Below are 22,189 nucleotides of genomic sequence, written 5' to 3' on the forward strand. Positions count from 1 at the left end.
CTCAGAAAAGATACAGGCGCCGCGCGAATCTGTCAACACCCCCCACACACCACAGGCTTAACGCTCCCGGCCCGCAACCGGAAAACCGTGTCCTGAACGCAGAACAGCCACCCGAAGGCGGCTGTCGTTCCGGGCCGTCACGGGCGCCTCAGCGTTGCAGCAGCACCGTCTCCTGCACCTTCAGGCCCTGCGCCAGCGCGTCACGGGCGTGCCCACGCGCCGCTTCCAGGTCATGGTCGCGGTAGTTGCCGCATTCCAGTTCGCTGACGCCGGGAATGGGACGGTCATGCGCCGCCGTGTCCTTCAGGGCCGCCTCGAAGGCCTTCAGGACGCCCTGCTCGTCGGGTTCCCCGATGACGGCCATGTACATGCCGGTCCGGCAGCCCATCGGTGAGACGTCCACCACGTCGCTCAGGTGGTCGCGCAGGTAGCCGGCCAGCAGGTGCTCGAGCGTGTGGATGGCCGCCGGGTCGATGGCCCCCTGGTTGGGTTGCAGCAGGCGCAGGTCGTACTTGCTGATCGAGTCGCCGCGCGGCGTGGTCTTCACGCCCGCCAGTCGCACGTACGGAGCTCTGACCCTGGTGTGGTCCAGATCGAAGGATTCAACGTTTGCCATACCCCAGATTGTGCCGCGCGCCGCGCCCGGCAAACGTGAACCCACCCAGACCACTCCCGGCGGGGCCGGACACTTCCACTGCAGGGCACTCCATATACTGCGCAGCGTGCCGACCCTGACCGACCGTTTCCGCCGCGCGCCCGTGTGGCTGCCCCTCGTGCTGGCTGCGCTGCTGGTCGCGGCCGATCAGGCGCTGAAAGCCTGGGCGCTGAGCAACCTGCAAGAAGGCCAGCCGGCCCGTCCGTTCATTCCGGGGCTGGTCGAGTGGTACCTGACCTTCAACACGGGCGCCGCCTGGAGTCTGTTCAGTGGCAGCGCCGTGCCGCTGGCGGTGGGTCGCCTACTGATCGGCCTGGGCATCCTGGGTTACCTGACCTGGAAACCGCAGCCGCGCGCGCTGAGCGTGATCCTGGCGATGATCTCGGCCGGGGCGATCGGAAACGCCATCGACGGCCTGCGGCAGGGAAAGGTGACGGACATGATCCACTCGCCGGTCCTGAGCAGCGTGACCCGCGCGTTGAACGCCGGTGACTTCCCGATCTTCAACCTCGCCGACATGTGTGTGGTGCTGGGCACGCTGTCCCTGCTGATCCTGAGCTTCGTGGGCGACCGGCAGGCCCGCCGGGACGTCCAGTGAGGACAGGGACACGCCTGTCCTGAAGCCTCTCTGATCTCAAGCGCAGGGGCGGTGAGTCCGGTGACGACCCGGCCACCGCCTCTCTGCCTGTTCACTTTTTCAGTGGCCTGTGCTTCAGGAACCTGTCCTTTAGGGAGGGGCCACCCGTCAGGAGTGGCGGCCGGTCCAGGGGTAGGTTACGACCCGCCGGACGGCAGACCACCAAAAGAAGTCGCCCCCGTCCGGTGTGGACAGGGGCGGCTGGGTTGAACTGAGGCGCTCAGGCCACGGCCTTGCGGCACTTGTTGCACACGCGCAGGCGCAGGCTGACGCCCGCACGGGTGACCGTGAGGGGCTGGAGGTTGGGCTTCTGAACCCGCTTGCTCACGCCGGTGACCTTACGGCCCACGCCGCCCGCAGCGCGGGCCTTACCGCGGCGGATGACCGAGTTGACCACGATCGGTCCCTTACCGCACACTTCGCACACTTTCGCCATGATGACTCTCCTTCTTGAGCCTGATCCTTCCTAACTGACCGGGGGCTGCGACCTGTTCTGGGTTCGCTGCCGCGCCGGCCTGAATCAGACAAGCCGTCCAACTGTAGCACAGGGAATCGGCGGGGCGCAAAATGACCGACGCCCCGACCGTGGCCGTCCGGCAGGAGCGGTGAGGGCGGCCGCCAACGAAGAACGGACGGTCCACCAGGGAACCGTCCGTGCCAGAGAGGGTGGGATCAGCGCAGGACGCGCAGGGCCTTGAGGATCGCGATCAGGACGACGCTGCCGACCACGCCCCAGACGATGCTCCAGAAGCTGAAGCCGTTGCCGGCCACTTCGCCGCCGAGGTTCAGCATGTTGCCGAACACGGCCTGCGCCAGGATGCTGCCGACGATACCGATCAGGATGTTGGCGATGGCGCCCTGCTGGGCGTCCGTCTTCATGATGAGGCTCGCGAGCCAGCCGCACAGCGCACCAACCAGAATAGTAATGATCCAACCCATGATTTCTACCTCCGTTTACTTGGAACTTGCTTCGAGTGACATCAACGTGTGTTGCTCTCGTTGTGGATGCAGCATGAAACTCATCAAACCCCGCAAATGTAGAAGGTCGTACTTTCTCAAGGGCGGGCGAAGGTGGGATGGATGTCCCGCCAACTGCGGTTAAGGCTGGACTTCAGAATCGCGGCCAGAACGCTCATTTCTGACCTGACCCCAAAGACAGTTGCGCCTGCGGGGGCGCCGGATCACCCCTGGGAACCGGGAGCGGCCGCCGCCCCTGGCCTCTCATATGGTGTGACGGGCCACACCTCTGCCGGGCAGCAGTCCGCACCCGACCTGCACACCGCCCCGCAGCGGCGTCGCCCCCATTTGTCTTACCCCTGGCCCCACGGGCGCCGGAGGGGTGGGTAGCATGGCGGCAGCAGGCCCCGCCCGTCAGCGGCGTGGCCCGGAGGCCCCCCACATATGCCCGGACCATCTGAACGCGACCGCCCCGCCCCCGCAGGGCCACTCGGCACCTTCACGGTGCGTGCCCCCGCTAGCAGCGCGAACCTGGGACCCGGCTTCGACAGCCTGGGCCTGAGCGTGCCGCTGTACACCACCCTGCGCGTCACGCCGCAGGCCACCACCCAGGTCGTTCCCATGGGCGCCGAGCTGGACGGCACGCCCGCCGACGAGAGCAACTACGTGTACCGCGCCATGGAACTCGCCGCGCGGCGTGCCGGACTCCCCCTGCCGCCCGCCCGCATCGAGATCGAAACCGACGTGCCCCTGGCGCGCGGACTGGGCAGCAGCGCCGCCGCGCTGGTCGCCGGGATCGTCGCCGGAAACGAACTGCTGGGCCGTCCCCTGGACGACGAGACGGTCCTGGACGTCGCCGCGCGCGAGGAAGGTCACCCGGACAACGTGGCCCCCGCGCTGTTCGGCGGGATCGTCGTGGCGACGCTGGACAAGCTCGGCACGCACTACGTGCGGCTGGACCCGCCCGCACACCTGGGCGTGACGGTCCTGATCCCGGACTTCGAGCTGAGCACCAGCAAGGCCCGCGCCGTGCTGCCCAAGGAGTACAGCCGGGCCGACGCCGTGCACGCCCTGTCGCACGCGGCGCTGCTGGCCGCCGCGCTCTCGCAGGGCCGCTTGGACCTGCTGCGGCACGCCATGCAGGACTACATTCACCAGATCTGGCGCGCGCCCCTGGTGCCGGGCCTGAGCGACATCCTGGAAGAAGCCTGGAAGCACGGCGCGCTCGGCGCGGCCCTCAGCGGCGCCGGACCCACCGTGCTGTGCTTCCACGACACCCGCCAGCCCACCGCGCCCCTGCACGCCTACCTGCACGGCGTCATGGCCCGCAACGGACTGGAGGGCCGCGTCATGGACTTCCCCATCGACACGGCCGGCACCCTGGTCGAACAGGCGTAACGACCGGACGGAAGCGCCGCTCCCTGTGACAGGGAGCGGCGCTTCCGTTGAAAAACCGGCATAAAAAGGGGAACCGGAGTGAGAGATCACTCCGGTTCCTTTGCTGGTCGAGGCGGCGAGATTTGAACTCACGACCCCTACCACCCCAAGGTAGTGCGCTACCAGGCTGCGCTACGCCTCGATACCCAGCCACAGAACTATAAAGGCACTTTCAGGATCCGTCAAGGGTGCGCGGTGAGACGGGACGGCCTTCTGTACCTGCCGGGGCCGCGTGGCTATCCTGCCGGGCATGACCCTGACGTTTGAGGAGAAGTTACGGAACTACGCGCGGCTGGCTGTTCGGGTGGGTGTGGGCGTGAAGCCCGGCCAGCGGCTGCTGGTGCAGGCCCCGGTCGAGACGGCGCAACTGGCGCGGCTGGTGGTACGCGAGGCGTACGCGGCGGGCGCCAGTTTCGTGGATGTCCGCTGGGATGACGACGACGTGCAACTGGCCCGCTTCGAGCTGGCACTGGACGGCACTTTCGACCAGATCAGCCGCTGGCGGGTGGACGCCGAGATCGAGACCGCGGAGGCGGGTGGCGCAGTCCTGGCGATCCGCGCGACGAACCCGAACCTGCTGGGCGGCGTGGACGCCGAGCGCGTGGCGACGCACCAGCGCACGCTGGCCGCGTACCGCCGCCCGTACACCGCGCAGGTGATGACAAACCGCCTGAACTGGAACCTGATCAGCGCGCCGGTCAGTGGCTGGGCGGAACTGATGTTCCCCGACGCGACCGCCGAGCAGGCCGTGGCGCAGCAGTGGGACGCGATCTTCGCGGCGACCCGCGCCGATCAGCCGGACGCGGTGGAGCTGTGGGAGGCGCACCTGGGTGACCTGAAGCGCCGCCGGGACCTGCTGACCGGCAAGCAGTACGCCGCGCTGCACTTCCGGGGCGGCGGGACGGACCTGACGGTGGGCCTCGCGGACGATCACGTCTGGGGCGGCGGGGCAGCCGACACGCCCGGCGGGATCACCTTCACGGCGAACATCCCCACCGAGGAGGTCTGGACCGCCCCGCACCGCGAGCGGGTGGACGGCACGGTGGTGAGCACCAAGCCGCTGTCGTACAACGGCACGCTGATCGACGGCATCCGTATCGAGTTCAGCGGCGGGCGCATCACGAAGGCCAGCGCCGAGCAGGGCGAGAGCGCGCTGCTGAAGATGATCGACACCGACGAGGGCAGCCACCGCCTGGGCGAGGTGGCCCTGGTGCCGCACTCCAGCCCGATCAGCCGTTCGGGCCTGTTCTTCTTCAACACCCTGTACGACGAGAACGCCGCGTCGCACATCGCCATCGGCAGCGCCTACCGCTTCAACGTGAAGGGCGGCGTGGACATGCCGCTGGAGGACTTCCTGGCAGCCGGCGGGAACGACAGCCTGACCCACGTGGACTGGATGATCGGCAGCGGCGAGATGGACGTGGACGGCGTGACGAAGGACGGCACGCGCGAGCCCGTGATGCGCGCCGGTGAATTCGTGATCTGAGCGGGGACGGCGGATGGCAGATGGCAGATGGCCGGAACCACTGAGCCATCTGCCATCTGCCTTCGACCATCTGCACCCTTCAGGGCCGCAGGTCTTCCTCGTCGATCAGGAAGTCCACGGCGCCGCTGCCGATCTCGTAGTACGCGCCGATCACGCGGATCTGCCCGCTCGCCTCGGCCTGCTGGATGACGGTCTGGGAGCGCAGGATGCTGACCTGATGCCGGACGTTGTTCAGCACGGCCTCGCGCATGCGGGCTTTCTTGTCGCGGATGGGCGGCATGTTCTGCACGCTGGGCTGGATGCGGCGGATCAGGTTCTGGAGGTGTTCGGGTTCCTCGGCCACGCGTTCCTCGGGCAGCAGGGCGGCGGCCACGGCCCCGCAGGCCTCGTGGCCCATCACGACCACCAGATGTACGTCGAGGTGACGGATGGCGTACTCCAGGGTGCCCAGGCCGGACTCGCCGACCACGTTCCCGGCCACGCGGACCACGAACAGCTGCCCCAGGCCCTGATCGAACACCAGTTCGACCGGCACGCGGCTGTCGCTGCACGCGAGGATCGCGGCGTAGGGCGTCTGGCCCATGATCTGCGCGCGGCGGTCGTTGGCGCTGACGTCCGGGCGGGTCGCCTGCCCGCTGAAGAACCGGGCGTTGCCGTCCTTCAGGGCGCGGATGGCGGCCTCCGGGGTGGCCTCGTCGGATTCCTTGATGTCCGCGATGTCCTCCATGCTGGCGCCACGGCGGATGGCGTCCAGGATGCGGCGCTCGAGGTCGGCGGCAGGCTGGGCAGCGGGATCGTCCATACGCGGCATGCTAGCGCCCACCCGCCCGGCGGAGGAACGCCGGGTATAGCCGTATCCTGACGGAATGGACGGTACAGAGGACCTGACCCTGAGCGACCTGCTGGAGCGGTACGCGACGCTGCGCGACACGATCCTGGGCCTGGAGGCCGAACGGGACGAGCTGGGCGCGCGGGTCAAGGCGGCGCTGCTGAGCGGCGATCAGGCCGAGACGGACCTGTACCGCGCCACGCTGAAGGTGTCGCGGCGCGTCGAGTACCCGCTGGACCGCTTCCGGGAGGTGTTCGGGGACGCGGCGGCGCTGGAGGTCGCCGCCATCGACCGCCGCCGCGCCGAGGCGCTCGCGAAGGCCGGCGATCTGGACGGCGAGCGCCTGCGCGAACTGGCGGTCGTGAAGGAGACTCAGGCACTCGTCCTGCAACCCAAGACCCGCTGACCGCCCCTCCCCGCGTGACGGGGGGCTGACGCGGCGGGGACGTCCACCTGACCGGTCGGATGCACGCTGGGCGCATGACGCTGATCTCCCCGCTCACCCTGCATCCGCTGCTGGACCCCACCCTGCCCGCGCACGAGCAACTGCCCAGCGACGCGTTCATCTGGACGGGCGCGGACCTGTGGCTGGGCCGCGAGGACGCCCTGAGCGGCGCCCGGCACGTCTGGACCGAACGGGAGATCCGGCTGTCCCGGCAGCTGGGCGCGCAGACGGACCTGGACCGCCTGACCCGCTGATACGGACTCCGATTGAATGGGCTGCACAGCCCGTTCAATCCGAGCGAAGCGAGTGGGAGAGGGGCGGGTTCCGGACGTGGAGCCGGCAATCCGGTGAGGTTCCGGATTGTCGGCGGAACAAACGGAATCCGCATAAGACAGGGGCGGCCCCACCTTGAAACGGGGCCGCCCCTGGAGTGAGCAGAAAAAAAGCATTGCCGGTGAGCAACGGCACCCGCGAATCATCCCTTATGGCTGCTGCCTTCCGGCCCTGACCAGGTTCAGGCGTTCACGCTGCGCTGCGCCAGCAATGCGTTCCAGACCATAGCACAGGACGCCGGCGGCTGTGCAGTCCTGCGGACATGCGGGGGATGCATGGAAAGCGCCGGACCCTGTAGGAGTCCGGCGCTGTTCGTTGGTGCTCGGGATGGGACTTGAACCCACACAGCTAAGCTACACGCCCCTCAAACGTGCGCGTCTACCAATTCCGCCACCCGAGCAACTCAGAGAGGCGATAGCAATACTAGGGGCGGCCCCCGGCGTTGTCAAGTCTAGAGTGGCGCGGCCCGCCTTGTCAGGGCGGCGCTTCGTGGTATGATCGCGTTTGCCGCCGCGAGCGGTGGGGCCTGCCGTCCGGTCACACGGACCAGGGATTTTCCCCGGCTGCTGCGCGCGGGACTTCAGTAACACGAGAGGCTCAACATGATCGACAAGAAAGCGACCGTCCAGACCCACGCCAAGCACGAGAAAGACACCGGCAGCACCGCCGTGCAGATCGCCCTGCTGTCCGCGCGCATCAACAACCTGTCCGTCCACCTGACGGCCAACAAGAAGGACAAGCACGGCCAGCGCGGCCTGCAGCTGATGAACGGTCAGCGCCGCCGCCTGCTGAAGTACCTGGAGCGCACCAACTACGACGAGTACATCGCCCTGACGGATCAGCTGAAGATCCGCCGCGGCCAGCGCATCGTCCGCTAAGACGCGCCCCGCAGCACCGCCGCCCCCCGCAAGGAAGGGCGGCGGTCTTCTTTGCGCGCCGCTGTCCCCGCCTCAGCGGCCGTCCGGGCCGCGCCGGTCACGGTCGGGGACGTCGCGCCAGTCGCCGCTGGGCACCACGTCGGCTCCCGGTGCACGCAGCCGTTCCGGGCGGGCGTACACGTACACCCAGGCCGTGACCTCCTCTCCGCCGTCCGGGGTGCCGGGGCCTTCCAGGGTCAGGACCGCGAGTTGCCGGGTGTACAGCGCGGGCGTGTCGTGCAGGCCTTCGAGTTCGTCCAGGCCGGGCAGGGCCGCCTGCCAGGCCTGCGGGGTGTACTCCAGCACCGCGCCGCGCACCAGGGTGTCGGCCGGGCCGGGGGTCAGGGCCGGGTAGCCTTCCGGGTGCAGGTGGTGCAGGGTGAAGCCGCGCAGCGTGGCGGGCCGCGCGCGGAACCCCCGCGCCGCGACGTGGGCGTTGCGTTCGCCGGGCAGCAGGGTGCCGTACACGAACACGCGGGCAGGGAGGGTCATGGCCGGACTGTAGCGGGCGGCGCGCCGGGCGACCCCCGGCCTGACTGGACGGGCCGGGCTGCACGGGTTGGACTAGGGGGGCGGATGGCGAATTCAGACACAGCCGACGACTGACCCGGCGCGCAGAATGAGGCATGAACCTCAGACCAGCTTCGCGCGGGTCCGCCGGTCGCGGCCCGCAGCGCGCCTTCCCCGCCCGCCTGTCCGGTGTTCCGCTGCGCCGCGCCCTGCTGGGGGCGCTGCTGGGCACGTTGCCGCTGTGGGCGGCCGCGCAGACGGCCCCGCCAGCCGCGCCGACTGCTGCGCCGGCGACCGCACCGGGCGTCGCCGAACGCCGGGCCGTCACGCCCGCGCCGCTGACGGCCAGCGAGACGGCGCGCCTGCAGGAGCTGTTCCAGAAGGCGCGGCCCGCCACGTTGCGGATCGAGCAGTGCGCGCCGGACGACTGCGCCGACCCGGACGGGGTGGGGTCGGCGGTGCTGATCTCGGCGGACGGGCTGGCCCTGACCGCGTACCACGTGGTGGAGGGGGCGCGGACCCTGAGTGCGCAGACCCTGGACCGCAAACGCTACGCGGCCGAGGTGATCGGGTATAACGATCAGGACGATCTGGCGCTGCTGCGGGTGAAGGTGCCGGCCGGGACGCCGTTCCTGCCGCTGGCGACCGGCGCGCCCGGCGTGGGGAACGTGGCCCTGGCGATCGGGAACGGCGGGGGGGCGTTCCTGCGGCCCAAGACGGGGCGCCTGACCGCGCTGGACGCGGACGCGGGCCGCGCGGATTTCCCGCCGGGCACGCTGGAGCTGAACGCGCCGGTGGTGCCGGGGGACAGTGGCGGGCCGGTGCTGAACGCGTCGGGGCAGGTGACGGGCATCGTGAGTTATATCCGCACGGATGGCCGCCGCAGCCGGGCGTACGCGGTGCCGGTCACGGTGACGGACCCGCGCCTGACGGCCCTGAAGGCCGGTGAGAAACGCGACGCGCCGGTGATCGGGATCACGCTGGGCGGGCCGTTCGGGGATCTGTTCTTCCTGCCGGAACGGGGGTTCACGGAGCTGAGCCGTCTGCTGAAGCTGGGGGACACGCCGGGCGCGTTCTTCACCGGGGTGTCGCGTGGCAGTCCGGCCGAGCGGGCGGGGTTGCAGCCGCTGCGGCTGGACGCGAACGACGAGCGGGTGTCGGGGGACATCGTGACGGCCGTGAACGGGAAACGGATCGTGAATTTCAGCGAGTTCCAGTACGCGGTGCGGGCCTTCCGGCCGGGAGATACCGTGACCCTGACGGTGTTGCGATCCGGCAGGACCCTGCAGGTGCCGGTGACGCTGACCGGGCGGAGTCAGGTCAGGAACTGAACCTTCGCCCATCATTCTGCAAAACACCTCTTGACAATTCTGCCCAAAACAGAATAATGCGGGTATGGACACCCTGAAGAAAGCCGGAGCCATGCTGGCCCACCTCGACCTGTTCCACCACATGCTCGACCTGCGCGGCCTGCTGCAACTCGCCGCGCACATGGAGGAACGCGGCGACCGCGTCACGCTGATCAGCCCCGAGACCATCACCCTGATCGGCGCGGACATGCACAGCGACGCCACGGTCAGCACCAGCAAGGGCGCCAGCATTGAGGCGCCCACCGCCTACCGCGTCCTGCAGACCCTCAAGGGCCACGACGCCCCCGAGTACGCCGTGACCCGCGAGGAACTCGGCGCGCTGAACGCCCGCGCCGTCGCGGACCTCGAGGCCAGCGACGCCCTGCGCGCCTTCGAGGCCACCCTGGGCCGCGTGACCGCCGCGCCTAGCAACGCCGCCACTCCCGGCAACCCCACCTCCAGCAACACGGCCCCCGACAGTCCGGAACGCCCGGCCCGCACCCGCCGCACCCCCGACGCCGAGGCGGTCCGGCCCGACCCGCAGGGCGAACAGCCCGCCGCGTGACACGGCCCCGGATGGACGGGTTGTTCCACCCTTTCCATCCGGGCCGCCCTCCGGCACGTCCATCAGCCGCGCTTCACGACCACCCGCTATGGTGGGCAACGTGAAGCGCGGTTTTCCCTGTGTCCACCCCGCCAGCCTGCTCGCGGCCCTGCTGCTGGCCGCGCCGCCCGCCACGGCCGTCACGCCCGCCGAACTGCTGGGCAACGGTGAGTACCAGCGGGCCTTCGAGACGGCCGTCGGGCGCGGCGACGCCCTGACCGCCAGCCGCGCCGCCGCCGCCATGACCGAGTACCGCGCCGGAGGCCGCGACTGGACCGCCCGCGCCGTGCAGGCCGCCCGGCAGGCCGTGACCGCCGCGCCCGACAGCCCCGACAGTCACCTCGCGCTGGGCAGCGCCCTGGGCCTCCAGGCCCGCGCCGGCGGGTACACGCTAGGCGCCCTGAACACCGCGCAGCAGGCCCGCGCCGCCCTGGACCGCGCCCTGAGCCTCGCGCCGGACCGCGCCGACATCCAGGCGGTCCTGGCCGAATGGCACGCCGGCGCCTGGGTCAAGGCCGGAGTGTTCAGCGGCGGGAACGCCGAACGCGCCCGGACGCTCGCCACCCGTGCCGCCCGCGCCGCGCCGGACAGCGTGTTCGTGCAGGGACACGCCGGCATCAGCCTCGCGCTGCTGAAGGACCCGCAGGCGCGGGCCGTCCTGACCCGCGCGGCGGCCCTGCCCGCCACCGCCGCACTCGACCGCGACGTGCAGGCGCAGGTCCGCACCGTGCTGGGCACCCTGCCGGCGACGGACTGACTGCACGACGGGAATGGAGAGGTTCCGGGAGAGTGCCGGTTCCACTCCTCTATCTGCCTGGATGCCCCTACGGGGCGGCCCAGTACGTCGGCGGTTCGGTTCCGGCCAGCAGTCCGATCCGTTCAGCGTGTCCGGCGCGGTCGGCCAGCGCCCGCGCTTCTGCCCGCGCGCGCTCCGCGCCCAGCCAGCCGGTCCAGTAGGCGCGCAGGACGCCGGTCACGAGGGCCAGCGGGACGGTCTGAGCTGGACGGGCGGGCTGGAACAGCAGGTCCAGGTCGGTGAGGGGACCGCCGTCGGGGCCGCCCACCGGCTGCCAGTAGGGAAGGTCCACGGTGCGCAGGCCCAGGGCGTGCAGCGCCGCGCGACGCTGCGCGGGGTCCACGCCGGTCGCGGCCTCGGCGGCGCGGTCCTCTGCGTTCTGGCGGGTGGGGTGGACGCTGTCGGCGAACATGCCCGCCAGTCCGGCGTCGCGGACCACACGCAGCGTCTCGTCGTGCAGGGCGCGGCCCACGCCCAGGCCCCGTGCGGCGCAGGTGACGGCCATGAACGAGTTGAAGCCCGCCCCGCGCAGGCTGCCGGGCAGGGGCAGCAGGGCGTACAGGGTGCCGCCCAGTACCTCGCCGTCCGGGGTCTGCGCGACCAGCAGGCGGTCCTCGCGCTCCGGACTGCGGCGGGTGATGAGGTGCCCGAAGACCTCCGGGGGGATCAGCATGTCTGGCGCGTAGTAGCTGGCCTCCTGCACGCGGCCGAACGCGGGAATGGCCGGGTCGCGGGGGTCGGTGACGTGCCGCAGCGTGAAGGTCGGTGGGGTCATGCCGCGCAGGGTACCGGGGCAGCGCGCGGGGCACTGCGAGCCAGCGCGGCATTCCGCCACGGTCCTGTGAGCGCGGCCTGTATAACTGAGGATCATGACCTTCACCGACCTGCTGACGACCCTGGTGACCGAGCTGGGCTGGAATCTCGCTGTGTGGCTGCCCACGCTGCTGGTCAGCCTGCTGTTCATCCGCGCGGTGCTGGGCGTGCGGGTGCGGGAACTGATCACCGAGATCGAAGAGCACCAGACGGCCGCGATCGGCGCGGTGTTCTTCTGGGTGTCGCTGGGCCTGAGCCTGCTGCTGAGCCGCACCATCGCCGCGCCCGTGCCCACGGACGGCAGCTGGGCCGAGGCGTTCACGTGGCTGGCGGTGGCGGTGGTCGTGACGCTGCTGCTGTTCACGCTGGGCGTGCTGGTAGTGTTCGGCTCGCTGGCCCGCCGCAGGGGCGAGGGGGTGCTGCGCTACATCCGCCGCGAGCTGCGCGAGGAGCACAACTTGGCGCTGTCGTTCATCATGGGCGCGCTCTTTCTGGTGCCGGCGGTCGTCACGGCCCACGTCACGCTGTAGACCCGTCACGCTGTAGACCCGTCACGCTGTAGACCCGTCACGCTGTAAGCCCGCGCCTGCCACGCCCCCGGACACACGGTTCCGGGGGCGTGAACTGTTCCCGGTCTCGGGCGGCCCGGCGCCTGCCCCCGCTATGCTGGGCGGCATGACGGCCCCCGACCCCTCCCCCGCCGCCGGTGACAGCGCGCCGCGCGTGGCCCCGAACTTCATCACCGAGATCATCGAACGCGACCTGCACAGCGGGAAGTACCCGCAGGTCGTGACGCGTTTCCCGCCGGAACCGAGCGGGTACGCGCACCTGGGGCACATCTTCGCCTCGTTCCTGGATTTCCAGACGGCCGCGCAGTACGGCGGGCGTTACCACCTGCGCATGGACGACACCAACCCGGAACTCGCCACGCAGGAGTACGCGGACGCCATCGCGGACGACCTGCGCTGGCTGGGCTGGGACTGGGGCGAGCACCTGTACTACGCCAGCGACCACTTCGAGCAGTACTACGCGTACGCCGAGCAGCTCGTGAACCAGGGTGACGCCTACGTGGATTCCGTGACCGGTGACGAGATGGCCCGCCTGCGCGGCGACGCCCGCACGCCCGGCACGCCCAGCCCCTACCGGGACCGCACGCCCGAGGAGAACTTGGACCTGCTGCGCCGGATGCGCGCCGGGGAGTTCGCGGACGGGGCGCACGTGCTGCGCGCGAAGATCGACCTGGGCAGCCCGAACATGAAGCTGCGCGACCCGGTGCTGTACCGCATCCTGCGCGGGCGTCACTACCGCGCGGGGGACGCGTGGTGCATCTACCCCATGTACGACTTCCAGCACCCCATCCAGGACGCGCTGGAGGGCGTGACGCACTCGATGTGCAGCCTGGAGTTCGTGGACAACCGCGCCATCTACGACTGGCTGATGGAGCGGCTGGGCTTCAGCCCGCGCCCGCACCAGTACGAGTTCGGGCGGCGCGGCCTGGAGTACACGATCACGAGTAAGCGCAAGCTGCGGCGGCTGGTGGAGGCCGGGGCGGTGAGCGGCTGGGACGATCCGCGCATGCCCACCCTGCGCGCGCAGCGTCGCCTGGGCGTCACGCCGGAGGCCGTGCGGGCCTTCGCGGCGCAGATCGGCGTGAGCCGCACGAACCGCACCGTGGACCTCAGCGTGTACGAGAACGCGGTGCGCAGCGACCTGAACCACCGCGCGCCGCGCGTGATGGCGGTGCTGGACCCGCTGCCCGTCACCCTGGAGAATCTGCCCGAGGCGCAGACGCTGAGCCTCCCCTACTGGCCGTTCGACGTGGTGCGCGACTCGCCCGACGGACTGGTCGCCCTGCCGGGCGGGGAGCGCGTGGCCCCCGAGGTCGCCGTGCGCGACGTGCCGCTGACCCGCGAACTCGTCATCGAACGCGACGACTTCAACCCCGAGCCGCCCAAAGGGTTCAAGCGCCTCACGCCGGGCGGTACGGTGCGCCTGCGCGGGGCGGGCATCATCCGCGCCGACCGCTTCGACGTCGATGAACGCGGGCAGGTCACGCGCGTGTACGCCACGCTGCTGGGCGAGGATGCCAAAGCCGGGGGCGTGATCCACTGGGTCAGCGCCGAGCACGGCGTGCCCGCCGAGTTCCGCCTGTACGACCGCCTGTTCCGCGTGCCCAACCCCGAGGCGGCCAATCCCGAGGACGCGCAGGCCGAACCGCTCGCCCCCGACTTCGACCCCGAGGAGATCGGGCACGAGGACGAGACCAAACCCCTCGACGCGGGCTTCATGGCGTTCCTGAACCCGGACAGCCTGCGCGTGACGCGCGGACTGGTGGAACCCAGCGTCACGCGCGACCCCGCAGGCACCCGCTACCAGTTCGAGCGGCAGGGGTACTTCTGGCGCGACCCGGTGGACAGCCGCGAGGACGCGCTGGTGTTCGGGCGGATCATCACCCTGAAGGACGCCTGGGCGAAAGCCACGCAGAAGGCCGAGGCACCAGCGAAAGCGCCCAAGCCCGCCAGGCAGGCCCCGAAACCCGAGTCGACCGAGAAGGCCGCGCCCGCCGCCCTGACCCCCGAACAGGAGGCCGAGGTGGCCCGCCTGACCGCCCTGGGCGTCCCGGACGCCGAGGCCCGCACCCTCGCGCGTGACGCCGCGCTGCTGACTTTCCTCGGTGGGGCCGCGCAGGACAGCACCTTCGCGCAGGTCGCCAGCTGGACCGCGAACGACCTCGCGCCGGGCCTGCGCGCCGGGGAAGTCCGCGTGCAGGCCGCCGACCTCGCCCCGCTGGCCGCGCTGCTGGCCGGGAAGAAGGTCACCACCCGCGTCGCCCGCGAGGTGCTGGCCCGCGCCGCGCAGACCGGCGAGGCGCCCGCCACGATCATTGACCGCGAGAACCTCGCCGGGAGCCTCAGCGAGGACGCCCTGAACGCCGCCATCGCGCAGGTCATGGCCGACCACGCCGACAAGGTGGACGCCTACCGTGCCGGGAAGACTGCGCTGCTGGGCTTCTTCACCGGGCAGGTCATGCGGCTCAGCGGCGGCAAGGCCGACCCCGCCACGCTGAACGCCGCCCTGACGGCCGCCCTGGCCGGCTGACCCGGACGGCAGCGGGGCGGCTGGCACGCGGGCAGAGAGCGGACCGCCTGGACCCGGTGCAGATGAGGCAGGGTCCGGACGTGAAATTGTTTACAGTCGTCTTCATGAAGATCCCAACCCTGCTGCTCACTGCCGCCCTCAGCCTCAGCGCCGCCGCCTCGGCCCTGACGGTCAGCACCTCGCGGGTCGTCACGCTGCCCGGCGCGGACACCGCGCACGCCGTCACGCTGCCCGGCAACCGGGTCGCCGTGAACGCCGACAACGGCGTCCTGATCCTCGACAGCAACCTGAAAACCCAGATCGGCTGGTACACGCTGCGCGGCCCCATCAGCGGCCTGAGCGTCAGCGTGGACGGCAGCCGACTGGCCGCCATGACCGGCGACCGCTGGACCGTCTGGGACGTCGCCAGCGGCCGCGAACTGCGCAGCGGCGAACCCAGCTACGACGCCACGCTCGCCTTCGACCCGCAGGGCAACCTGCTGATGCTGGACGACGGCACGCTGCGCAGCATCAACCTCACCAACGGCCGCGCCACCGACCTGATCGGCGACGGCGACCTGTACGGCGCCGTCGTCTCGCCCGACGGCACGCGCGCCGTCCTGAGCTTCGAGGACCGCGTGGAACTCGTCGAACTGGACAGCGGCGACGTGCTGGCCGAGGCGAACCTCGCCGAGGAACCCGGCGGGCTGGGCGCGCACTTCAGCCCGGACAGGCAGGCCGCCGCCGTCCGCACCGGCAGCGAGGCGCTGATCCTGCGCGCCGGTCAGGAACCCGTGGACGTGAAGGGCGGCGAGGACCTCGACCCCACCGACGACTCGCTGCTGTTCCTGAACGACCGTGAACTGCTGCTCGTGTCGTACGGCGAGGGTCAGCGCATCGACGCGCAGACCGGCCAGCCGCGCGGCGCGGCCTTCGAGGTCGACAGCGACGGCCCGGTCGTGAGCGGCCCGGACGGCCGACTGCTGGCGCTGGGCAGCAGCGTCGCGTTCCTGAACGCCGCCGCGCCGGACGCCCCCGCCACCGGCCGCGTGACCCTGGCGTCCAGCAACACCCTGAGCGGCGGGTTCATCGGGAAGACCGCGTACGCCGGCGTGAACCGCTTCACGAACCTCGGCACCCTGCAGGACCTGAACGTGGGCGGCACCAACCGCCTGTACGACTTCGACCTGCAGAACGACGTGCTGTGGACCCTGAACGGCGAGACGGTCAGCACCCTGCGCGGCGGGAAACTCAACCGCCTCGCCACGCTGGACAGCGACGCCGAGTACGACCTGATCCAGTCCACGCCCGACGGCCTGTTCGCAGTCGCCACCGGCTACTACGGCCTGGCGCTGCTGAACGCGCAGACCGGCAAGGTCGTCAAGAAGGTCACGGAGAAGCAGCTGAAAGTCGAGGACATCCACGCCGCGCTGCCCACCACCGACGGCAAGGCCATCCTGGTCATCCCGCACGAGGGCAACGTGTTCCGGTACGACGTCGCTACCGGCAAGCAGACGCCCGCCTTCAAGCTCCCGACCGACGCCGAGGCGAGCGCCCTGCAACTCAGCCGGGGCGGCACGCTGGCCGTCACGTACGACGACGCCGACTACGAGGCGCGCGTGGCCCTCGTGAAGCCCGGCGCGACCACCGCCTTCAAGACTCTGGCCTTCGACAACCGCGTGCGGGCCGTGCGGTTCAGCCCGGACGGCAAACTGCTGGCCGTCCTGACCAGCGACCCGCAGAACGCCCTTCAGATCTTCGACACGGCCAGCGGCAACCGCCTGATCCGCACCGGCACCTTCAACATGGGCACCTCGCTGCTTGCGTGGGCGCCCGCCGGCAACCAGCTGATGGTCGGCGCGGGCCTGCTCGGCAAGGCCGGCAGCGTCACCGTGTTCGACGTGAAACGCTGACCCACCACTGACCGGGGCCGCCAGGAAGAAGTGATCCTTCCCGGCGGCCCCGGTCCTGTCGCGTCATCCGCAATCCGGTTCTCTCCTGCTCGCGTCCGCTCCGACAGAATGGCTGTGCAGCCCCTTTCATCGGAGTCGGGGTCAGTTCAGCATGCGGCCGCCGCTGCCGCCCTTCTGGGCCATCAGCGCCTCGGCCTTGCGCAGGTGCTCCTGCAGGGTGCCGTGCCAGTCGTCACTCTCGGGGGTGTGCGACAGGGCCTGCTGGGCGTGCGCGTACGCGGCGGCGGGGTCCGGGAAGCCCTGCTGGGCCATCACGTCGGTCGCCATCTGGTGCGCGGCGACCCAGTCGCGGCTGGCGGGCGCGGCCTCGCGGATCACGCGGGCGTAGTGTTCGAGCGCCTCGTCCAGCTGGAAGTAATCCAGGGCGACGCTGCCCAGCACCAGGCTGGCCGGGACGACCGCGCCCTGCGCGAGGGCCTGCTCGGCTTCCAGCTGCGCTTCCTGCAGGCGGCCCAGGCGGTAGTCGCACTCGGCGACGTCGGCCAGCACCTCGGGCAGGTAGGGGTAGTCGGGTTCGTTCAGGACCGCCTCGAGTTTCTCGCGGGCCTCGACGGGCCGGTCGAGGTCCAGCAGCGCCACGCCCAGTTCGTGGTTGGCGTAGGGGCGGTCCGTCTCGGTGGCGAGGTTCAGGGCGGCCTGGAAGGCCGTGATGGCCTGCTCCTGCTGGCCCAGGTGGGTCAGGACCTGCCCGCGCACGAGCGCCACGCCGTAGCTGGGGTCGCCGTGCTGCGCTTCCAGGCGGGCGGCCTCGCGGATCATGTCGTGCGCCGCGTCGGGCTGGCCCAGGTTCAGTTGCGCCTGGGCGCGCAGGTAGTGCCAGGTGGCGAGGTTCAGGCCGTGTTCTTCCTCCTCGGCCGGGGTGGGGCGGGCCGGGTAGAGGGGCCGGGCCTGGTTCAGCGCGGCGTTCGCGGCGTCCGGCTGGCCTTCTTGCAGCAGCAGCGCCGCCTGTTCCTGAAGCATGACGGCGCGGTTCATGCCGCTGCTCAGGTGCGCGGCCTCGGCGTACAGGTTCACGGCCTCGGCGGTCTGCCCGAGCTGCTCGTGCGCGTCGGCCTCCCAGGAGCGCAGGCGCCAGCGCAGGTGTTCGGGCAGGTCGGCGCTGGGTACGTGCAGGTCCAGCGCCTCCTGCGGTTTGTCGGCCAGCGCCAGGGCGCACATGGCGTGGAAGCGGGCCAGGGGGTCCGGGGCGTCCCGCACCGCCTGGGGGGGCGGGGCGGCGCCGTCGCCGTGCGTGCGGGCTTCCAGTTCGGCCATCAGCGCCACGTACAGCGGGTCGGCGCGCAGGGCGGGGTCGAGGGTGCGGGCCTCGCGCAGTGACGCGCCGATCTCGGCGAGGGCGGCGTCGCCGTACAGGGCGTGCATGCTGCCGGCCAGCAGGGCCAGGCGGGCGCGTTCGGGTCGGCGGGCTTCCTGCATGGCCGCTGCCATGACGGTAAAGGCCGTGTCGTAGTCGCCGCCCGCGAGTGCCGCGCAGACTTGCTGCCAGGTGGTGGCCACGTCAATCATTCTTCTTCAGGATAGCGCGCCCGCTCATGCTTTGGGTGGTTGTGCGGCCCGTGCGGGCGTGATGGGATGCGGACATGACAGGCGGAGCAGGGAGGGCGGGCAGGTGGGGGGTGGTGGCGGGCGTGCTGGCGCTGCTGTGGTTCGCGGGGCTGGGGGGGCTGGGCTGGCGGGCGCTGGGCGGTGCGGGCAGCAGTGTCAGCGGGGCGGCGTTCCGGGAACTGGTGGCGGCCGGGCGGGTCGAGCGGGTGGTCATGCGGGACGGAGGGAACGTTCAGGCGTGGCTGCGCGGCGGTCAGCAGGTGCGGGTACGCCTGTCGGACCGCGCGGTGACGCCGGATTCGGCACTGACAGCGCAACTGGAGGCGCGGAACGTGAACCTGCGCTTCGAGAGGCGCAGCCCGTGGCTCGGGGTCGCGCTGAATGTCCTGCCGGTCGCGCTGTTTCTGGCGCTGTGGGTGGGCGTGCCGCTGGGCCTGCTGGCGCTGGGCGTGGCGTGGCGGCGGGGACGCCGGGCGGCGCGGGTCAACGTGGCCGAAGGGTAAAGCGCAGGTGAGGAAGGCTGTGAAATCGGGACAATTTCATACACCTTGAGTCTGTTACACTCAACTTCAGTGGGGCCGCGCGTGCCCCGGACGCCCCATTCACTCCCCCGGAGGACTGTTCTTGAAACGGCTCAATCCCTGGCTGATCGTTCTGTTCGTACTGGCCCTGTTCCTCATGTTCTCGCAGGCGCCCATCAGCGGCAGGACCAGCGTGAACTACACTGAATTCAAGACGCTGCTGGAGCAGGACAAGGTCGCCCAGGTGATCGTGCGCGAAAGCAACGCGACCGTCACCCTGAAGGAAGCCACGCAGATTCCCCTGCCGACTCCTCCCGGCCAGCCGGAACGCACCACCGAGGCCCGCACCTTCACGGTCCGCCTGCCCAGCAGCGTCGCCACGCCCGACGGCGGCCTGATCCCGGAACTGCAGCAGCGGAACGTGGACCTGCGCTTCGAGCAGCCCAGCCAGTGGCTGAGCATCCTGCTGAACTTCCTGCCGATCATCCTGCTGTTCGCCATGATGTACTTCTTCTTCATGCGCGCCCAGGGCGGCCAGAACGGCGTCATGCAGTTCGGGCAGAGCAAGGCCAAGAAGTACGGCAAGGAAAACCGCGTGCAGACCAAGTTCACGGACGTGGCCGGTCACGAGGAAGCCAAGAAGGAACTCATCGAGGTCGTGGACTTCCTGAAGAACCCCGGCAAGTACCACCAGATCGGCGCGGAGATTCCCAAGGGCGTGCTGCTCGTCGGCCCTCCCGGCACCGGTAAGACGCTGCTGGCCCGCGCCATCGCCGGCGAGGCGGACGTGCCGTTCTTCTCGGTCAGCGCCAGCGAGTTCATGGAGATGTTCGTGGGTGTCGGCGCCAGCCGCGTGCGCACCCTGTTCGAGGACGCCCGCAAGAGCGCGCCCGCGATCATGTTCATCGACGAGATCGACTCCATCGGCCGCAAGCGCGGCGCGGGCATCGGCGGCGGTCACGACGAGCGCGAGCAGACCCTCAACCAGATCCTCTCGGAGATGGACGGCTTCGACAAGTCCAGCTCGGTGATCGTGCTGGGCGCCACCAACCGCCCGGACGTGCTGGACCCGGCGCTGCTGCGCCCCGGCCGTTTCGACCGTCAGGTGACCATCGACCTGCCCAACCTCAAGGAACGCGAGGCGATCCTGAAAGTCCACCTGCGCAACAAGCCCATCGGCAGCGGCGTGGACGTGAACGAGGTCGCGCGCAGCACCCCGTACTTCAGCGGCGCGGACCTGAAGAACGTCACGAACGAGGCGGCGCTCGAGGCGGCCCGCATCGGCAAGACCGTGATCGATATGAGCGACTTCTACCGCGCGCTCGACAAGATCACCCTGGGCCTCGAGAACGGCAGCCTGACCGTCAGTGACGCCGAGAAACGCGCCATCGCCTTCCACGAGGCCGGTCACGCCGTCACGGCCGCCGTGATTCCCGGCAGTGACCGCCTGCAGAAGGTCAGCATCATCCCGCGCGGCCGGGCGCTGGGCGCCGCCTTCTACCTGCCCGAAGAGCAGGTCCTGATGAGCAAGGAACGCCTGGAAAACCAGCTGATCGTGGCGCTGGGTGGCCGCGCCGCCGAGGAAGTGTTCATGGGCAGCGTGACCAGCGGCGCCGCCGACGACTTCCGCAAGGCGACGAACATCGCCCGCAAGATGGTGCTGGAGTGGGGCATGGGCGAGAACTTCAAGAACATGGCCCTGACCACCGACAGCGGCCCGGTCTTCCTGGGTGAGGACATGGCCAAACCCAAGGCGTTCAGCGAGCACACCAGCCAGCTCGTCGACGAGGACGTCAAGCGCATCCTGACCCGCGCCTTCGAACGTTCGCGCGAGATCGTCCAGCAGTACAGCGCCGCCATGCATGAGGTTGCCGAGGCGCTGCTGTCGCAGGAGCTGATCACCGGTGACGTGGTCCGCGAGGCGGTCGCCCGCGTGAACGGCCAGACGACCATGCCGGACCTGACCAAGGCGCCGCCCGCCTGACCTGATACGGACTCCGATTGAATGGGCTGCAAAGCCCGTTCAAACCGAGCGGACTCGTAGAGCTGCGCAGCAGAGCGAGCAGGAGAGAAACGGGTTCCGGACGTGGAGCTGGCAATCCGGTGAAGTTCCGGGTTGTCAGCGAAACAGACGGAATCCGTATGATCCACGTAGACAGAGACGCCCCCACCCTGCACCGGTGGGGGCGTCTCTGTCTGTACGGGACCTGCTCTACTCGCGCCAGATGGCCCAGTGGGCGTCCAGGGCGTCCATCTGCTCGGGCGTGCGGCCCCCCTGGCGGATCAGGCTCAGAACCTGCCCACGGTGATGGCTGTCGTGAACGATGGTGTGCATCAGGAAGTGCGCCGGGTCGCTCTGGTAGGTGCCCTCGCCCCAGGGGTCGGCGAAGGGCTCGCCGGACGCGCGGTGGGCTTCCACGGCGGCCAGCGCGGCGGCGTCCCCGGCGGCCAGCGCCTCGGGCAGGCTGGTGGCGGGCGCGTTTGCCCAGCGCCACTGCGGGTCGCCGTCGGCGTCCAGTTCGTCGGGGTTGAGAAGGGGACTGGCGTGGTCGCGGCTCATGTTCCACAGCCAGCCCACGCGGAAGCCCGCCATGTGGCGCAGGTGCCGCTCGACGGTCCAGCCGCCGCGCCCGTCGGTCAGGGCGAACTCCTCGGGCGTCAGGGCGGCGATCAGGGTATCGTTCACGCGGGCGTTGCGGCGGAAGGATTCGAGCAGCAGGGTCAGGTCGGTCATGGGGTCTCCGGTGAGAGGGGGCGGCGCCAGATGTTCCAGGCGTCCTCCAGGTCGTCCAGTCGTTCTGGCGAGGTGCCGGCGTGGCGCAGCAGGGTCACGATCTGGCCCCGGTGCCCGGCGTCGTGGACGGTCATGTAGGTCAGGAACAGCGCCGGGCGGGTGTGGAAGGTGCCCACGCCGTGCGGGTCGGCGAACGGGGTGCCGCTCGCCGCGTGCGCCTGCACCGCCTGGATGGCGGCCTCGTCCCCGGCGCGCAGCATGGCGCGGATCAGGGCCGGGTCGGTCGTGTGCCAGCGCCACGGATTCTCCCCGCCGGTCAGGGCCAGGGTGGACGCCGCGAATCCGGGCGCCATCTCCAGCAGCCACCCGCCGCGCGACGCGCCCATGTGCGACAGCATCCGCGCGACGGTCATGCCGCCCCGCCCGTCCGAGACGTTCAGGTCGTCCGGGGTCAGGCGGCCGATCAGGAAGTCGTTCACGCGGGCGTTCAGCGCGAAGGCCTCCAGGGTCAGGGTCAGGTCGGTCATGTGGACTCCGGGGTCAGGGCAGCTGGCAGCGGATGCGGGTGGC

23 protein-coding genes, 2 tRNA genes and 1 other RNA gene are annotated in these 22,189 nt (G+C 70.4%); 14 read left to right on the top strand and 12 right to left on the bottom strand.

All coding sequences use genetic code 11. The annotated features are described in order from the left end of the window. Window positions 1-148: 148 nt before the first annotated feature. Window positions 149-616 (bottom strand): S-ribosylhomocysteine lyase, encoded by a 468-nt coding sequence (locus tag CBQ26_RS18445; RefSeq protein WP_088250097.1) that lies wholly within the window; start codon window positions 614-616, stop codon window positions 149-151. Window positions 617-710: 94 nt separating this feature from the next. Between CBQ26_RS18445 and lspA the strand changes: the two genes are divergently transcribed. Beyond that, window positions 711-1,253: a signal peptidase II gene (gene lspA, locus CBQ26_RS18450; RefSeq protein ID WP_088250175.1), complete on the top strand. Its 543-nt coding sequence runs from the start codon at window positions 711-713 to the stop codon at window positions 1,251-1,253. Window positions 1,254-1,512: 259 nt separating this feature from the next. Here lspA and rpmB read toward each other — a convergent pair whose 3' ends face one another. Beyond that, window positions 1,513-1,728, bottom strand: coding sequence for a 50S ribosomal protein L28 (gene rpmB, locus CBQ26_RS18455; RefSeq protein ID WP_055362117.1), 216 nt, complete (start codon window positions 1,726-1,728; stop codon window positions 1,513-1,515). A gap of 236 nt (window positions 1,729-1,964) precedes the next feature. Next, window positions 1,965-2,231, bottom strand: coding sequence for a GlsB/YeaQ/YmgE family stress response membrane protein (locus tag CBQ26_RS18460; protein ID WP_088250098.1), 267 nt, complete (start codon window positions 2,229-2,231; stop codon window positions 1,965-1,967). A gap of 462 nt (window positions 2,232-2,693) precedes the next feature. Here CBQ26_RS18460 and thrB point away from each other — a divergent pair, with 462 nt between their 5' ends. Then, window positions 2,694-3,647: a homoserine kinase gene (thrB, locus tag CBQ26_RS18465; RefSeq protein WP_088250099.1), complete on the top strand. Its 954-nt coding sequence runs from the start codon at window positions 2,694-2,696 to the stop codon at window positions 3,645-3,647. 104 nt (window positions 3,648-3,751) lie between these two features. Here the strand turns inward: thrB and CBQ26_RS18470 are convergent. Continuing rightward, window positions 3,752-3,828, bottom strand: a tRNA-Pro gene (locus tag CBQ26_RS18470). A gap of 108 nt (window positions 3,829-3,936) precedes the next feature. Between CBQ26_RS18470 and CBQ26_RS18475 the strand changes: the two genes are divergently transcribed. Continuing rightward, a complete protein-coding gene (locus CBQ26_RS18475; protein ID WP_172418166.1) occupies window positions 3,937-5,172 on the top strand; it encodes an aminopeptidase in 1,236 nt (411 codons plus the stop codon). Window positions 5,173-5,251: 79 nt separating this feature from the next. Here the strand turns inward: CBQ26_RS18475 and CBQ26_RS18480 are convergent, their stop codons facing one another. Next, window positions 5,252-5,974, bottom strand: coding sequence for a carbonic anhydrase (locus CBQ26_RS18480; protein ID WP_172418167.1), 723 nt, complete (start codon window positions 5,972-5,974; stop codon window positions 5,252-5,254). 64 nt (window positions 5,975-6,038) lie between these two features. Between CBQ26_RS18480 and CBQ26_RS18485 the strand changes: the two genes are divergently transcribed. Next, the gene (locus CBQ26_RS18485; protein ID WP_088250101.1) at window positions 6,039-6,407 is read left to right on the top strand and encodes a hypothetical protein; all 369 of its coding nucleotides are present in this window, start codon (window positions 6,039-6,041) and stop codon (window positions 6,405-6,407) included. 74 nt (window positions 6,408-6,481) lie between these two features. Next, window positions 6,482-6,700: a hypothetical protein gene (locus CBQ26_RS18490; RefSeq protein ID WP_088250102.1), complete on the top strand. Its 219-nt coding sequence runs from the start codon at window positions 6,482-6,484 to the stop codon at window positions 6,698-6,700. A 191-nt stretch (window positions 6,701-6,891) separates the two neighbouring features. Here CBQ26_RS18490 and ffs read toward each other — a convergent pair. Both ffs and CBQ26_RS18500 read right to left on the bottom strand, forming a co-directional pair. Then, window positions 6,892-6,990, bottom strand: an RNA gene (gene ffs, locus CBQ26_RS18495) — signal recognition particle sRNA small type. A gap of 105 nt (window positions 6,991-7,095) precedes the next feature. Continuing rightward, window positions 7,096-7,179 (bottom strand) — tRNA-Leu (locus CBQ26_RS18500). Between the two features lie 202 nt (window positions 7,180-7,381). Between CBQ26_RS18500 and rpsO the strand changes: the two genes are divergently transcribed. Further along, window positions 7,382-7,657, top strand: coding sequence for a 30S ribosomal protein S15 (rpsO, locus tag CBQ26_RS18505; RefSeq protein ID WP_055363614.1), 276 nt, complete (start codon window positions 7,382-7,384; stop codon window positions 7,655-7,657). A 72-nt stretch (window positions 7,658-7,729) separates the two neighbouring features. Here rpsO and CBQ26_RS18510 read toward each other — a convergent pair whose 3' ends face one another. Further along, entirely contained in the window at window positions 7,730-8,188 is a 459-nt protein-coding gene (locus tag CBQ26_RS18510) for a gamma-glutamylcyclotransferase family protein (RefSeq protein WP_088250103.1), read from the bottom strand. A 134-nt stretch (window positions 8,189-8,322) separates the two neighbouring features. Here CBQ26_RS18510 and CBQ26_RS18515 point away from each other — a divergent pair, with 134 nt between their 5' ends. The 3 genes from CBQ26_RS18515 (at window position 8,323) to CBQ26_RS18525 (ending at window position 10,916) form a co-directional block, all read left to right on the top strand. After that, the gene (locus tag CBQ26_RS18515; RefSeq protein WP_088250104.1) at window positions 8,323-9,537 is read left to right on the top strand and encodes a S1C family serine protease; all 1,215 of its coding nucleotides are present in this window, start codon (window positions 8,323-8,325) and stop codon (window positions 9,535-9,537) included. A 64-nt stretch (window positions 9,538-9,601) separates the two neighbouring features. Next, the gene (locus tag CBQ26_RS18520; RefSeq protein WP_088250105.1) at window positions 9,602-10,120 is read left to right on the top strand and encodes a multidrug DMT transporter; all 519 of its coding nucleotides are present in this window, start codon (window positions 9,602-9,604) and stop codon (window positions 10,118-10,120) included. Window positions 10,121-10,220: 100 nt separating this feature from the next. Continuing rightward, a complete protein-coding gene (locus tag CBQ26_RS18525; RefSeq protein ID WP_143342206.1) occupies window positions 10,221-10,916 on the top strand; it encodes a hypothetical protein in 696 nt (231 codons plus the stop codon). 67 nt (window positions 10,917-10,983) lie between these two features. On the opposite strand, the gene CBQ26_RS18530 is transcribed toward CBQ26_RS18525, so the two are convergent. Further along, window positions 10,984-11,730, bottom strand: a complete 747-nt coding sequence (locus CBQ26_RS18530) for a GNAT family N-acetyltransferase (RefSeq protein WP_088250107.1) — start codon at window positions 11,728-11,730, stop codon at window positions 10,984-10,986. A gap of 94 nt (window positions 11,731-11,824) precedes the next feature. Between CBQ26_RS18530 and CBQ26_RS18535 the strand changes: the two genes are divergently transcribed. The 3 genes from CBQ26_RS18535 (at window position 11,825) to CBQ26_RS18545 (ending at window position 16,759) form a co-directional block, all read left to right on the top strand. Further along, entirely contained in the window at window positions 11,825-12,298 is a 474-nt protein-coding gene (locus CBQ26_RS18535; RefSeq protein ID WP_088250108.1) for a hypothetical protein, read from the top strand. A gap of 145 nt (window positions 12,299-12,443) precedes the next feature. Next, on the top strand, window positions 12,444-14,867 hold the full coding sequence (locus CBQ26_RS18540; RefSeq protein WP_088250109.1) for a glutamine--tRNA ligase/YqeY domain fusion protein: 2,424 nt from the start codon (window positions 12,444-12,446) through the stop codon (window positions 14,865-14,867). Between the two features lie 104 nt (window positions 14,868-14,971). Further along, entirely contained in the window at window positions 14,972-16,759 is a 1,788-nt protein-coding gene (locus CBQ26_RS18545; protein ID WP_088250110.1) for a WD40 repeat domain-containing protein, read from the top strand. Window positions 16,760-16,900: 141 nt separating this feature from the next. Here the strand turns inward: CBQ26_RS18545 and CBQ26_RS18550 are convergent, their stop codons facing one another. Continuing rightward, window positions 16,901-18,325 (bottom strand): tetratricopeptide repeat protein, encoded by a 1,425-nt coding sequence (locus CBQ26_RS18550; RefSeq protein ID WP_088250111.1) that lies wholly within the window; start codon window positions 18,323-18,325, stop codon window positions 16,901-16,903. 113 nt (window positions 18,326-18,438) lie between these two features. Between CBQ26_RS18550 and CBQ26_RS18555 the strand changes: the two genes are divergently transcribed. After that, on the top strand, window positions 18,439-18,867 hold the full coding sequence (locus CBQ26_RS18555; protein WP_143342207.1) for a hypothetical protein: 429 nt from the start codon (window positions 18,439-18,441) through the stop codon (window positions 18,865-18,867). 121 nt (window positions 18,868-18,988) lie between these two features. After that, the gene (gene ftsH, locus CBQ26_RS18560) at window positions 18,989-20,869 is read left to right on the top strand and encodes an ATP-dependent zinc metalloprotease FtsH (RefSeq protein ID WP_088250113.1); all 1,881 of its coding nucleotides are present in this window, start codon (window positions 18,989-18,991) and stop codon (window positions 20,867-20,869) included. A 228-nt stretch (window positions 20,870-21,097) separates the two neighbouring features. Here the strand turns inward: ftsH and CBQ26_RS18565 are convergent, their stop codons facing one another. After that, window positions 21,098-21,619 (bottom strand): DinB family protein, encoded by a 522-nt coding sequence (locus tag CBQ26_RS18565; protein ID WP_088250114.1) that lies wholly within the window; start codon window positions 21,617-21,619, stop codon window positions 21,098-21,100. Further along, window positions 21,616-22,146, bottom strand: coding sequence for a DinB family protein (locus CBQ26_RS18570; protein ID WP_088250115.1), 531 nt, complete (start codon window positions 22,144-22,146; stop codon window positions 21,616-21,618). The genes CBQ26_RS18565 and CBQ26_RS18570 overlap by 4 nt, the downstream gene beginning before the upstream one ends. Between the last annotated feature and the right edge of the window lie 43 nt (window positions 22,147-22,189).

Source organism: Deinococcus indicus (assembly GCF_002198095.1).
GTDB classification, from domain to species: Bacteria; Deinococcota; Deinococci; order Deinococcales; family Deinococcaceae; genus Deinococcus; species Deinococcus caeni.